The organism is candidate division WOR-3 bacterium, assembly GCA_039801245.1.
Classification (GTDB): domain Bacteria; phylum Hydrothermota; class Tepidihabitantia; order Tepidihabitantales; family Tepidihabitantaceae; genus JAOABP01.
The window spans coordinates 1-12509 of record JBDRUF010000052.1 but is presented as its reverse complement, the minus strand read 5'-3'; the positions used below and the strand labels follow the sequence as shown (position 1 = coordinate 12509).

The 12509-nt window shown below is 52.2% G+C and carries 12 protein-coding genes and 1 tRNA gene; all 13 read left to right on the top strand.

All coding sequences use genetic code 11. From position 1 onward, the window contains the following. The first annotated feature begins 522 nt into the window (after window positions 1-522). On the top strand, window positions 523-1176 hold the full coding sequence (locus tag ABIK47_07185; protein ID MEO0020401.1) for a protein-L-isoaspartate(D-aspartate) O-methyltransferase: 654 nt from the start codon (window positions 523-525) through the stop codon (window positions 1174-1176). A 22-nt stretch (window positions 1177-1198) separates the two neighbouring features. Then, window positions 1199-1273, top strand: a tRNA-Pro gene (locus ABIK47_07180). A gap of 7 nt (window positions 1274-1280) precedes the next feature. Continuing rightward, on the top strand, window positions 1281-1823 hold the full coding sequence (hpt, locus tag ABIK47_07175) for a hypoxanthine phosphoribosyltransferase (GenBank protein MEO0020400.1): 543 nt from the start codon (window positions 1281-1283) through the stop codon (window positions 1821-1823). Then, window positions 1820-3568: an adenine deaminase gene (gene ade / locus ABIK47_07170; protein ID MEO0020399.1), complete on the top strand. Its 1749-nt coding sequence runs from the start codon at window positions 1820-1822 to the stop codon at window positions 3566-3568. Before hpt ends, ade begins: the two co-directional genes overlap by 4 nt. Beyond that, window positions 3555-4016 carry a TIGR00725 family protein gene (locus tag ABIK47_07165; GenBank protein ID MEO0020398.1) on the top strand — a complete coding sequence of 154 codons (462 nt, stop codon included), beginning with the start codon at window positions 3555-3557 and terminating at the stop codon, window positions 4014-4016. The genes ade and ABIK47_07165 overlap by 14 nt, the downstream gene beginning before the upstream one ends. Continuing rightward, window positions 4013-5506, top strand: a complete 1494-nt coding sequence (locus tag ABIK47_07160; GenBank protein MEO0020397.1) for an aldehyde dehydrogenase family protein — start codon at window positions 4013-4015, stop codon at window positions 5504-5506. The genes ABIK47_07165 and ABIK47_07160 overlap by 4 nt, the downstream gene beginning before the upstream one ends. Before the next feature lie 27 nt (window positions 5507-5533). Beyond that, on the top strand, window positions 5534-6505 hold the full coding sequence (locus tag ABIK47_07155; protein MEO0020396.1) for an ATP-binding cassette domain-containing protein: 972 nt from the start codon (window positions 5534-5536) through the stop codon (window positions 6503-6505). A gap of 24 nt (window positions 6506-6529) precedes the next feature. Then, window positions 6530-7258 (top strand): ABC transporter permease, encoded by a 729-nt coding sequence (locus tag ABIK47_07150; GenBank protein MEO0020395.1) that lies wholly within the window; start codon window positions 6530-6532, stop codon window positions 7256-7258. A gap of 664 nt (window positions 7259-7922) precedes the next feature. Next, entirely contained in the window at window positions 7923-8714 is a 792-nt protein-coding gene (locus ABIK47_07145) for a methyltransferase domain-containing protein (GenBank protein ID MEO0020394.1), read from the top strand. Between the two features lie 9 nt (window positions 8715-8723). After that, on the top strand, window positions 8724-9992 hold the full coding sequence (locus ABIK47_07140) for a double-cubane-cluster-containing anaerobic reductase (GenBank protein MEO0020393.1): 1269 nt from the start codon (window positions 8724-8726) through the stop codon (window positions 9990-9992). Continuing rightward, the gene (locus ABIK47_07135) at window positions 9989-10750 is read left to right on the top strand and encodes an acyl-CoA dehydratase activase (protein ID MEO0020392.1); all 762 of its coding nucleotides are present in this window, start codon (window positions 9989-9991) and stop codon (window positions 10748-10750) included. Before ABIK47_07140 ends, ABIK47_07135 begins: the two co-directional genes overlap by 4 nt. A 295-nt stretch (window positions 10751-11045) precedes the next feature. Continuing rightward, on the top strand, window positions 11046-12233 hold the full coding sequence (locus tag ABIK47_07130; GenBank protein ID MEO0020391.1) for an Omp28-related outer membrane protein: 1188 nt from the start codon (window positions 11046-11048) through the stop codon (window positions 12231-12233). After that, window positions 12226-12509, top strand: a 284-nt coding sequence (locus ABIK47_07125) for a hypothetical protein (protein ID MEO0020390.1), incomplete at its 3' end; no start/stop codon positions are given. The genes ABIK47_07130 and ABIK47_07125, both read left to right, overlap by 8 nt.

Sequence of the window (12509 nt, the reverse complement as noted above, 5' to 3'; positions counted from 1 at the left end):
ATCTGCGTTTCTATGAGTTGGAGCGAATGGGTTTCAGATGTCGAGAGGAGGATGTGATGCGGTATCAACAGGGCAGGACTGGGTTTTTGCCGTTTGGTTAAGTATACTTATAAGTATACAGATTGGGTGGCGGGAAAATTGGCATATTTCTTTGAATTTCAATGTGTTATCAATAAATTTAACAATTTTAGACCCCACCCCCTATACCGTCCCCCTAAGGGTTTTGCAGGTTGCCTTTTGGGCTGTTTTGGAAGGGGCTTTGCAGGCGGTTTTAGAGGTGATATTGATGAGGGCTTTTGGGGTTGCAAGAGAGGTTATGTCTCAGACCGGTTTCAGGTGCGCTATTTAGGCTCTCTTAAAAGTGGGAAGGAGGTTTCTCTTTTGGGTTGCATATAGGAGCGGTTATAGAGGAGCTATAATGGCGGTTTGCAGGATAACCTGAGGTTCAGGAGGGGCTGTTTTCCCCCTGACATTTTCTGTGATTAGTTGACCGGATGGATGAGGAAGGGTATTATTTTCTGAATGGTTGATGAGTTCACCCAAAGACGGAAAAGGATGGTTGAGGAGCAGATTGTGGCAAGGGGGGTAAGGGACAGGCGGGTTCTGGATGCGATGCTAAAAGTTCCGCGGCATCTTTTTGTTCCTGAGGGTTTTGTGCATCAGGCTTATGAGGATTATCCTTTGCCCATCGGTCAGGGTCAGACCATCTCCCAGCCCTATATTGTTGCCGCAATGACCGAGGCGCTGCAGGTGGAGAAGACCAGTCGGGTTCTGGAGATTGGCACCGGCTCCGGTTATCAGACCGCAATTCTGGCAGAACTGGCAGATATGGTCTATACGGTTGAGATTATTGAGGAGCTTTCGCTGGCGGCGCGCAGGGTGTTAAACCGGCTTGATTACCGCAACATCAGGTTTAGGGTTGGTGATGGGAATGAGGGGTGGAAGGAGTTTGCACCGTTTGACCGGGTGATGGTAACCGCAGCAGCCGAGAACATCCCTTACGCCCTGATTGAGCAGTTGGTTGAGGGTGGAAGGATGGTGGTGCCGGTGGGCTCTTATGGGGGTCAGAGCCTAATCTTGGGTGTGAAGCATAAGAGCCGATTGGTTCAGCGCCATCTGATGGATGTGGTTTTTGTGCCTTTGGTCAAGGGCAAGCCCTCTGTTGACTCAGGATGATATTCGTTTATATTGTGATTGACGGGGCGTAGCGCAGTTGGTTTAGCGCGCTTGGTTCGGGACCAAGAGGTCGCTGGTTCAAATCCAGTCGCCCCGATTTCAATATGAGGAATAAGGCAAAGCCGGTAAAGGTCAGACCGCTTATCTCCGCAGAGCGGATAAGGCGCCGGGTGAGGGAACTGGCAAAGGAGATTTCAAGGGATTATGCGGGTAAGGAGGTCCTCTTGGTCGGGCTGCTTAAGGGCTCCTGGGTCTTTCTTGCTGACCTTGTGAGGTGTCTTGAGGTGCCGGTTCAGGTTGATTTCATCAGCGCTGCCAGTTATGGCTCAAGAAAGGAGTCAAGAGGTTTGGTCAGGGTTGACCTTGATTTGAGGGCAAGGGTTAAGGGCAGGGATGTGTTAGTTGTTGAGGACATTGTTGATACCGGTCTTACCCTTAAGTCTGTTTTGCAGAGGCTGAAGAGGCGCAGACCCAAGAGTGTGAGGGTTTGTGCCCTTCTGGACAAGCCCTCCAGGCGTAAGGTTGAGGTGGAGCCGGATTATGTTGGGTTTAAGGTGCCGGACCGGTTCATTGTGGGTTATGGCACAGATTTTGCCGAAAGGTTCCGGCAGTTGCCCTATATCGGTTATATTGAGGAGGAAGGATGAAAAGGGGTTCAACGGGTTTTAAGGAGTGGCAGGAATTTTTAAAGGTGGCAAGGGGAGAGGCGGAGGCGGATCTGGTTCTGCGCGGGGGTGAGGTTGTTGAGGTGTTTACCGGTGAGGTGAGGCGGGCAGATGTGGCGATAAAACAGGGTAGAATTGCGGGCGTTGGTGAGGGTTATAACCGGGCAAAAGCCTTTATTGACATCAGCGGGCTTTTTGTTGCCCCTGGGTTTATTGACGGTCATATCCATATTGAGAGTTCGCTCCTTTCCTTAAGCGAGTTTGCGAGGCTCTGCCTTGTTCACGGCACAACCGCGGTTGTCTGCGACCCGCATGAGATTGCCAATGTTTTGGGTATAAAAGGTGTTGAGTATATCCTCAAGGCAAGTGAAGGTATGCCGTTTGATGTTTTTGTGATGGCACCATCCTGTGTGCCCGCAACCAAGATGGAGAGTTCTGGTGCCAAAATTGCTGCTCAGGAGATTGAGCGGCTGTTTAAGCACCGCCGCGTTATCGGTCTTGCCGAGGTGATGAACTACCCTGGTGTCTGCTTTGGTGATGAGGAGGTGCTGAGGAAGTTGGCGGTGGCGAAAAGGGCGGGCAGGGTGATTGATGGGCATTCACCGGGTTTGAGCGGTCTGCTTCTGCAGGCTTATGCGGGTGCGGGAATTGGCTCTGACCATGAGTGTGTTGAACCCAAGGAGGCGCGGGACAAGATGCGGGCAGGGATGATGGTTTTTATCCGCGAGGGCTCGGCAGCGCACAACCTTGATGCGCTTTTGCGGATGGTGAACTACTTCTCAATGAGGCGCTGCTGTCTGGTTTCTGATGACATCCACCCCCAGGATCTGCTCCTGGAGGGGCACCTTGATGCGGTTCTGCGCCAGGCGGTTGCCAAGGGCTTAAACCCGGTATCGGCGATTCAGATGGTGACACTCAACCCGGCTGAATATTTCCGGTTTGAAAAAAGGGGTGCAGTGGCACCGGGGTTTCTTGCTGATTTGGTTGTGCTTGAGGATTTGAGCGGTTTTCGGGTAAGGATGGTCTTCAAGGAGGGCAGGCTGGTTGCCAAAGATGGCAGGGTGTTGGTGAAACTGCCGGTGGTGAAGGATAAGAGGGTGATGAATACGGTGCGAATAAAAAAGATGAGCCTGAGGGATTTTGCGATTAAGGCGGAAGGGGAGATGTGCAATGTTATCAGGGTTGTTCCGGGACAGATTGTCACTGAGAGGCACATCCAGAAGCCAACGGTAGCAAATGGCTATGTTGTCGCTGATACCGAGCGGGACCTTTTGAAGGTGGTGGTGATAGAGAGGCATAAAGGAACAGGCAGGATGGGCAAGGGTCTGGTTGCCGGATTTGGGTTGAAAAAGGGGGCGTTGGGAACAACGGTTGCCCACGACTCCCACAATATGGTTATTGTCGGCACCAATGATAGGGATATGCTCTTTGCCGCAAGGGCGCTTGAGCGGATGGGTGGTGGTTATGTTGCGGTTGCCGATGGCAAAAAGGTGGCAGGTGTTGCGTTGCCGATTGCCGGTCTCTTGTCTGATAAGCCGGCAGAGGAGATTGTATCAAGCCTGAAAAAACTCTTGGAAAAGGCGCACATCTGGGGTTCAAGGCTTGAGAACCCTTTTATTACCCTTTCCTTCCTTGCCCTGCCGGTGATACCGGAGTTGAAGATAACCGACCAGGGTCTGATTGATGTCAACCGGTTTGAGCGGATTGAACTTTTTGTCAAGAAATAGAATGTTTGTGGGCGTCATCGGTGCGGGTGAGGGTGATGCCGAGATAATGGCACTGGCAAGGGCAGTGGGAAGGGGTATTGCGGAGATGGGGGCGGTTTTGGTTTGCGGTGGATTGGGTGGGGTGATGAGCGCCGCCTGTCAGGGTGCAAAGGAAAAGGGAGGGCTGACAATTGGGATTCTTCCCGGTCAGGAAAAGGCTGAGGCAAACCCTTATGTTGACATCGCCATTGCCACCGGTCTGGGCGAGGCAAGGAATCTCATAATTATCAGAACAGCGGATGTATTGGTGGCGATTGGCGGCTCTTATGGCACCCTTTCTGAGATTGGGTTTGCATTGAAGATGGGTAAAATGATTATTGGGCTTAAGACCTGGGAGATTGATGGTATAATTCAGGCAAACTCGGTAGAGAAGGTTTTGGCATTAATAAAACCAAAGGAGGATAGATGAGTAAGGAGTTTTTGAACTTTATCAATGGCAACTATATTCCGGCAAAATCGGGTAAGACCTATGAGAACAGAAACCCGGCAGACACCGATGACTTGATTGGGACTTTCCCGCTTTCCGGTCCTGAGGATGTTAATGAGGCGGTTAAGGCGGCAAAGGCGGCATATCCCAAGTGGCGCTCGGTTCCTGTTCCCCAGCGCGGGGAGATTGTTCGCAAGGCAACCGAGATTATAATAAGGCGTAAGGAGGAACTGGCGCGGCTGATGACCAGGGAGATGGGTAAGGTTCTTAAAGAAACCAGGGGTGATGTCCAGGAGGCGATTGACACCGGTCTTTATGCCGCTGGTGAGAGCCGCCGGCTCTGGGGTAAGTTTGTGCCGAGCGAACTCCCAAACAAGGTTGCCTTTGTTACCAGGCAGCCGATGGGTGTGTGGGGGATGATCTGCCCCTGGAACTTTCCGATGGCGATACCCTCCTGGAAGATTTTCCCTGCCCTGATCTGCGGCAATACCGTGGTAATCAAGCCCGCTACCCTGACCCCGGCATCGGTGCATGAGTTTGTCTCGTGTCTCGCTGAGGCGGGTCTTCCTCCAGGGGTGGTGAATGTTGTTTATGGTGAGGGTGGGGTTGTTGGTGAGGCGCTCCTGAACCATCCTGATGTGTGTGGAATCTCCTTTACCGGCTCATCTGCGGTGGGCAAGAGGATTGCCGAGGTTTGTGGCAGGCAACTGAAGCGTTGTTCACTTGAACTCGGGGGCAAGAACGGACAGATTGTGCTCGCTGATGCTGACCTCAACCTGGCTCTTGAAGGGGTTATCTGGGGTGCATTTGGCACTACCGGACAGCGCTGCACTGCCACATCAAGGCTGATTCTTGAGGATGGCATCTATGACAAGTTTTTGGAGATGGTGGTTGAGCGGGCAAAGAAAATTGTTGTTGGCAACGGTTTGGATGAGAAGGTGGAGATGGGACCACTGGTGAGTGAAGGTCAGCGAAAAACGGTTCACGGTTATGTTGAGATGGGCAAAAAGGAAGGGGCAAGACTGCTCTGCGGTGGCGAGCCTTTAAAAGGTGGCGATTATGACAAGGGCTATTTCTATGCACCCACAGTTTTTGGTGATGTGAAACCTGATATGCGCATCGCCCAGGAGGAGATATTCGGTCCAGTGCTCTCGGTTATCAAGGTCAAAAATTTTGATGAGGCGATAGCGGTCCTTAACAGCACCTCCTATGGTCTTTCATCATCAATCTATACCCGGGATGTGAATCTGGCGATGAGGGCGATTGAGAGGATTGAGGCGGGAATAACCTATGTTAATGCGCCCACAATCGGCGCGGAGTGCCATCTGCCCTTTGGTGGTGTGAAGGAGACCGGCAACGGTCATCGGGAGGGTGGCTGGACCGCATATGAAATCTTCTCGGAACTGAAGACGGTCTATGTTGACTATTCCGGCGCTCTGCAGAAGGCGCAGATTGATACGGCAAGGGATTAATAGCAGGGGTGAAATACGGCACCGGTAATTGAGGCTTTAGACCTGACCAAGGATTTTAAGGGGTTTGTTGCGGTCGACCATATATCATTTTCGGTTGAGAACGGCGAGATTTTCGGGTTTTTGGGTCCGAATGGCGCGGGCAAGACCACAACCGTGAGGATGCTCTGCACCCTGACAAAACCCAGTTCAGGAAGGGCAAAGGTGGCTGGGTGCGATATCATAAAGGAGGAGAATCGGGTGCGCCGGGCAATCGGTATCATCTTTCAGGACCCTTCACTTGATGACCGTTTGACCGCAAGGGAGAATCTGCGGTTTCACGCCCTAATTTACAAGGTGCCAAAGACCGAACTCAAAGGGCGGATTGAGCGGGCACTGGAGTGGATGGAACTCTCTTCACGGGCAGATACCATCGTCCGCAACTTTTCTGGCGGGATGAAGCGCCGGCTGGAGATTGCCCGCGCCCTTTTGCATACACCGAGGGTCCTTTTCCTTGACGAGCCCACGCTCGGTCTTGACCCCCAGACCAGAAACCGCATCTGGGAAAGGCTTTTGGAGTTGCGCCAGGAGCACAAGATGACCCTTTTCCTCACCACCCATTATATGGATGAGGCGGAGTATTGCGACCGGATAGCGATAATTGACCACGGCAAGATAATTGCCCTGGACACCCCGGGAAATCTCAAGGCACAGATGAAGGGGGACCAGGTTTTTCTTTCCACGGTTGATAACCAGAGGGCGGTTCTTGAGATTGAAGAGCGGTATGGCATTAAGGCGCAATCTGATCGGGATAAGGTCTGGTTTCAGGTTCCGGATGGTGCACTCTTTGTGCCCAAACTGGTGCGGGAGCTAACCGTGGCGGTGCTTTCGGTTTCGGTGCGGCAGCCAACCCTTGATGATGTTTTCCTCAAACTGACCGGCAGGGAGATAAGGGATGAGGAGGCGAGCGGACAGGAGAAACTCAAAGGCACCCTCCGCAGGATGGGAAGGGCGTGGCGTTAAATGATTGACCCTGCCTGTATCTATATGGTCTGGCTCAGGGATGTGATCAGGTATTTCCGGGAAAAGAGCCAGTTTTACGGTTCAATGACCCGACCGGTGCTCTGGCTATTTATCCTCGGTCTTGGTCTGCGCGGGGGGTATAAGGAGATTGGCAATGTCAACTACACCCAGTTCATCTTTCCCGGCATCGTGGCGATGACCAGTATCTTCACATCCATCCAGTCCGCAATCTCAATCATCTGGGACCGCGAGTTCGGCTTCTTAAAGGAGATTCTGGTGGCACCGGTGCCAAGGACATCAATTGTCATTGGCAAAGGCTTTGCCGGCACAACCCTTTCTTTGATTCAGGGCTGTATCGTCCTTCTCCTCGCCCCACTGGTCAAGGTGAAACTGCCCTTAATCAACATCCTGCCATTACTTTTCGTGATGGCGGTAATGTCATTTGCCCTGACCGGAATCGGGATTGTGATTGCGGCGCGGATGACATCATTTCAGGGTTTTGGCACGATAATGAACTTTGTGATTATGCCGATGTGGTTTTTGAGCGGTGCCCTCTTTCCGATGAAGGGCATACCCTGGTGGCTCAATATTCTGGTGCGCATCAACCCTTTGACCTATGGTGTTGACCTCGTGCGCAGGCTGGTTTTGGGTTTTTCCTTTTACCCTTTATGGTTTGACCTCGGCTTTCTTTTCATATTCAGCATCATCACCACCGCTGCCGCAGTCTACTTCTTCAACCGCGGGGAATACTAAATAAACATATACGCAAAAATAGGAAAATGTGCCAAAAGCCCGGTCAGTGACCAGCCCAGGGGTCGTCCCGGGGACAGTCCCTCCCACCATCCCCATTGTTATCTCCTTTACCCCCTACCATTACGCTCTTAAGAGCATCTCCTGATGCCTGGCGATGGCTGTCCTTAAGAGCCTTTTTACTGCCGCACTTAGGGCGATTTCTTAATTCCTCTGCCAGTCAGGCTCAGAACCCCTGCCTGAGGTTATAGCCTGATTGCCGTCCCGGATTACCATTGAGACAACCTGTCAGAGGAACTCCTGAGATATCACCGGGAGGCTCTCCTTTCCCCTTTTCATTGCCATCTTTAGTGGGGTTTTCCTTTTTAGAATCCAGACAGAACTTGACTAAAAGAGGGTGGGAATTACAATCTAATTATGCGTTCTGACCTTTTCTGCCGGAGGCGGTGCCTATGAACCGGCACAATATGTGGGGCGGTTCGCTCCATAAAAATTGGTCAGGCGCTCTTTTTCTAATCCCTACTAAAAAATCTCTGGCAGGAGGCAGGATATGAGCGCCCGTTTTCGGGTGGTCTGCCCGAATTTTACCAGAGGCGCGCTCCTGGTCAGAGGTTTAAAGTCCGGTTCGTTCCTTAACCTTATTAACCCAAAACAATAGGAGGTAAAAATGGCAAAGAGATACGACTATACCGGTAAGGATGTCCAGGATGTTTATGATGGTCCTGGCGGTCTGCTCTGGGAGGCGGTGATGGGTGAGCAGATTCATTCCGGTGGACCAGAGGCAACCGACCGTTTGGCAAAGGCGCTCGGTCTGAAGCCCGGGATGCATGTCCTTGATGTGTGCAGCGCACTTGGGGCGCCGGCAAGGCACATTGCCCAGAAATACGGGGTGAGGGTAACAGGTCTTGACTTTACCAAGACGATGCTGGAGAAGGCAAGGGAAAGGACCAAGGCGGCAGGTCTTGACCACCTTATCACCTTTGTTGAGGGCAATGCCCTGGATATGCCCTTCAAGAAGGAGACCTTTGACGTCGTCTGGGGTCAGGAGGCGTGGTGTTATGTTACCGATAAGGACCTCTTGGCGCGGGAGTGCTACCGGGTTTTGAAGCCGGGTGGTAAGATTGGGTTTACCGACTGGGTGATAACCGGCAAGGTTGAGGATGACCTGCTTGCCAAGCTTTATGAGTCAATGGCTTTCCCCTATATGGAGACATTTGAAGGCTGGCAGGAGGTTTTAAGGCGTGCCGGTTTCAAGGTTCTTGATGCGCAGGACCAGACCGATGAGTTTGCCCGCTGCTTTGATGAATACAAGGTGATGGTTGAGGAGAAACTGAAGCCGACAATCCTGCAGAACTTCGGGGAGGAGCTTTTCCAGTTTGCGGTGAATTTAGTGAATATGTGGCGGGATGCAGCGCATGCCCATAAGGTGGGCAGGGGTTTCTACATCGGGCAGAAGTAGGGCAGGGCGATGTCAGACTATAACACGCTTTTAAAGGAACTGGGGCTGGATGTTGCCTTGCATGATGAGATGATTAAGGCAACCGATCGGCTGTTTCAGGAGACGGTGGGTGCGCAGAAAAATCGTCCTAAGGAGATGGCATATTTTGACCGGGTGCTTGCTGAGGCTCATGGCGCCAGGGTGGCAGAGCTGGTTGAGGAGAAAAGGAACGGAAAGAGGATAGTGGGCACATTCTGCATCTATGTACCTGAGGAGTTGGCGCTGGCGGCAAATACGGTTCCGATTGCCCTTTGCGGTGGTATTCAGGCGTCAATACCTTATGCGGAGAGGATGTTTCCCCGTGACATCTGCCCCTTGGTGAAGTCAACGCTCGGTCTGGCGTTTTCCAAGACCTGCCCTTATGCGCCGATTAAAAGTCTGGCGGTGGGTGAGACCACCTGCGATGCGAAGAAGAAGACCTGGGAGATTCTTGCCGGTAAGGTGAACTTTCATGTGATGGAGGTGCCGCAGAAAAAGGAGAAACTGGACTTTGATTTGTGGCGAGAGGCGGTTGATGATTTCAGAAGGAAATTGGAGGACCTTTCTGGGACAAAGGTTGATTCGGGGAGGCTGGCGGAGACGATAAGGATAATGAACGCAAAGCGCAGGGCTTTGCAGGAACTTGCCCAGTTGCGGCAGGCAGAGGTTGTGCCCATCAGCGGAGTTGATGCACTGGTGGTGATGCAGGCGGCGCTCAATGATGAACCGGTCAGGTTCACGGAGGCGGTTAAAAGGTTGAATCAGGAGTTAAGGGAGCGGATTAAAAATGGTATTTCAGTGGCACCCGGTGCAAAGCGGATAATGATGGCGGGCTGTCCGGCGGTGATGGGCAACTGGAAGGTGCATGCGCTTGTTGAGAGATCGGGCGGGGTGATTGTCTGGGATGAGAGTTGCACCGGCTCACGCTATTTTGAGCATCTGGTTGATGAGACCGCGCAAGACCTTGATGGTCAGATTACCGCAATTGCCGAGAGGTATTTCAAAATCTCCTGCGCCTGCTTTACCCCGAATCAGGAGCGGATTGATGCGATTGTCAGGCGCGCTCAGGAGTTCAATGTCAAGGGTGTGGTGCAGTATGTGTTGCAGACCTGTCATGGTTATAACATTGAGGCGATGAGGGTGGAGGCGGCGCTCAAGGGAATCGGGGTTCCGGCTTTGAAGGTTGTTACCGACTATTCCGAAGAGGATACCGAGCAGTTGCGCACCAGGATTGAGGCTTTTATTGAACAGTTGGCATAGGAGGGGGAATCAGGACCGGCGGGATTGACCTGGGCTCAAGAACAACCAAACTGGTGGTTGTTGATGATGGCAAGGTGGTTGATTTTCGGATTGTTGACACCGGGACCGAGCCGCTTTTGCGGGCACAGGAACTTCTCCAGGGAAGGCGGTTTGACCGGCTGGTTGCCACCGGTTATGGTCGGCATCTTTTGCGGGAGCGGCTCGGTACCCCGGTGATAACCGAAATCCGGGCACATGCCTTAGGTGCGCAGCACCTCTTTCCTGATTGCCGGACCGTGATTGACATTGGCGGTCAGGACTCAAAGGTCATCCGGCTGGAAAATGGCAGGCAGGTTAACTTTGAGATGAACGACAGGTGTGCAGCAGGAACTGGCAGGTTTCTTGAGGTGATGGCAACAACCCTGGGCTACACCTTGGGTGAGTTTGGTCTTGCTGCGCTCAGGGCCGATCGGGCGGCAGTAATAAACTCGATGTGCACAGTCTTTTCCGAGTCTGAGGTGGTATCGCTCATTGCCAAAGGGGTTGACAAAGACTCAATTGCTCTTGGTCTGCATGAGTCGATTGTGAACCGGCTTTTAGCACTCGCAGGCAGGGTCGGAATTGAGAAGCCGGTGGTGCTTTGTGGTGGTGTTGCCCGCAACCCCTGCATTAAGACACTCCTTGAGCAGAGGTTAAAGACAAAACTTTTGGTGCCGGCTGAGCCGCAGATTGTTGGCGCCTTAGGTGCAGCATTGAGCCTCAGGGAGGAAATTTTATGAGCACATTCCTTTTCCTTCTGCGTTTGGGTGGGAGGTGGCGGAGATGACTCACCAGCACCGAGACAGTTTGTCTCGTCCACCAGCCTACCCAATCCCGAGATTAATCTCTTTTAGCACTTTACAATCATTCCCTGTGTTGCGGCGTATTTTATTTTTGTTTTTAGTTATTATCAGTATCGGTGCCTTGGTAATAGGTTCGCTTCTGGGCAACTGGTCGCGAATCTATTACTTCAGTGTCCAGATATGCTTGTCCTGTATGGGACTGGTTTAGGATCTAAAAAGAAAGGAGTAAAGGATGAGGAAGATGTATATAATCGCAGCCCTGATGTTACCTCTGGCACTCGGGGCGACTCAACGGGTGATGGTAATGGAGGACTTCACCGCCACCTGGTGCACCTATTGCCCGGGTGCAGCAAGAGGGGCAGAAGAGCTGAAGTTCCGGGCGTTTGACTCGGTGGTGGTGATTGCCTACCACTCCTCATCCAGTGACCCGTTCTACACTACCACCGCTGCTACCCGGATGAGTTATTACAGTGTGAGTGGTTATCCGACGATGATTTTTGACGGCAGTAACAGGATAGTTGGCGGGCTTCACTACGGAACGATGTATCCGGCTTACCGGCAGGTGTTTGATTCACGCAAGAGCGTTCCCAGTCCACTGGATATTCACCTCGATGTCACTTACGACTCGGTCTCAAGAAGTGGTACCCTCACAATTGTTGTCCGTAATGTGAGCGGTTCATCGGTGAGCGGGCAGTTACACACCGTTCTGATTGAGAGCCACATCTATTACCCCTGGCAGGGAATGGATAGCCTCCACGATGTGGAAAGGACGATGTTGCCCAATGCCGGTGGCGAGGCGATAACCATTCCTGCCGGTGATTCGGTTGTGAGAACCCGCGAATTTACTATCAGTTCTAACTGGGTGGCGAAGAACTGCGAGTTGGTGGTTTTTGTTCAAAACAACTCTACTCGGGAGATTTATCAAGGGGCGATGACCGCGGTGATACCAACCCCAGCATTGGAGTTTGTTGGTTATCAGCCAGTCCTGCCAATGCCAGGTGGCAGTTTTGAACTGGTTTTGGGGCTTCGCAACATTGGTAGTGCTCCGGCGATAGGTGTTGAGGCGGTTCTGTCAAGCGATGACCAATACCTTACCATCGTGAGTGCCAGCACCACCTTTGATACTATCCTGATCGGTGAGGATGTTTATGCCAGCGCACCTTTTGTTATCAGGGTTGATTCCTCTTGTCCAAGTCCTCATCTGGCGACAATGGTGGTGGTTATTAGTAGTCGCCTCGCTTATGGCGGCGATATCAAGTTATTTGGTGACCCGCCAGCAGCCTCCCATTTACCAGGCGCGTACAACCCTGGTGATCGGTCGATCTGTTTTTGTTCCCAACCCTACGAGTTCAGATTTTTGGTTAGGGCAGCAGTTGGCCACATTCTATGCGGACTATGCCCGGCGGGAGCCAGTGCGTAATGCCACCATGGCTGCTTTGGGTTTGACCTGGTTACCAGATTATTATGCTTCTGCGGTGCCAAATAGCCAGCTTATTGAAATCGTAGTTACAGATACCAGCCCTGAACGGGCCCAGGCGGTTGCCAATGAGCTGGCTAACCAGTTAATTCGGCAGAGCCCGACCAGCCGCGAATCGCAAACCCTTGAGCACCAAGAGTTTATTCAACAGCAGCTTTATAACATTGAAGCTGAGATCAACAAAACCATGGGGGAGATCGCAGCAAAGCAGGAAGAGCT

Excerpts from the sequence above, each read along its gene's own strand:
- ABIK47_07185 (MEO0020401.1), top strand. The coding sequence starts at position 523 with ATGGTTGATGAGTTCACCCAAAGACGGAAAAGGATGGTTGAGGAGCAG.
- hpt (MEO0020400.1), top strand. The coding sequence starts at position 1,281 with ATGAGGAATAAGGCAAAGCCGGTAAAGGTCAGACCGCTTATCTCCGCA.
- ade (MEO0020399.1), top strand. The coding sequence starts at position 1,820 with ATGAAAAGGGGTTCAACGGGTTTTAAGGAGTGGCAGGAATTTTTAAAG.
- ABIK47_07160 (MEO0020397.1), top strand. The coding sequence starts at position 4,013 with ATGAGTAAGGAGTTTTTGAACTTTATCAATGGCAACTATATTCCGGCA.
- ABIK47_07150 (MEO0020395.1), top strand. The coding sequence starts at position 6,530 with ATGGTCTGGCTCAGGGATGTGATCAGGTATTTCCGGGAAAAGAGCCAG.
- ABIK47_07145 (MEO0020394.1), top strand. The coding sequence starts at position 7,923 with ATGGCAAAGAGATACGACTATACCGGTAAGGATGTCCAGGATGTTTAT.
- ABIK47_07140 (MEO0020393.1), top strand. The coding sequence starts at position 8,724 with ATGTCAGACTATAACACGCTTTTAAAGGAACTGGGGCTGGATGTTGCC.
- ABIK47_07130 (MEO0020391.1), top strand. The coding sequence starts at position 11,046 with ATGAGGAAGATGTATATAATCGCAGCCCTGATGTTACCTCTGGCACTC.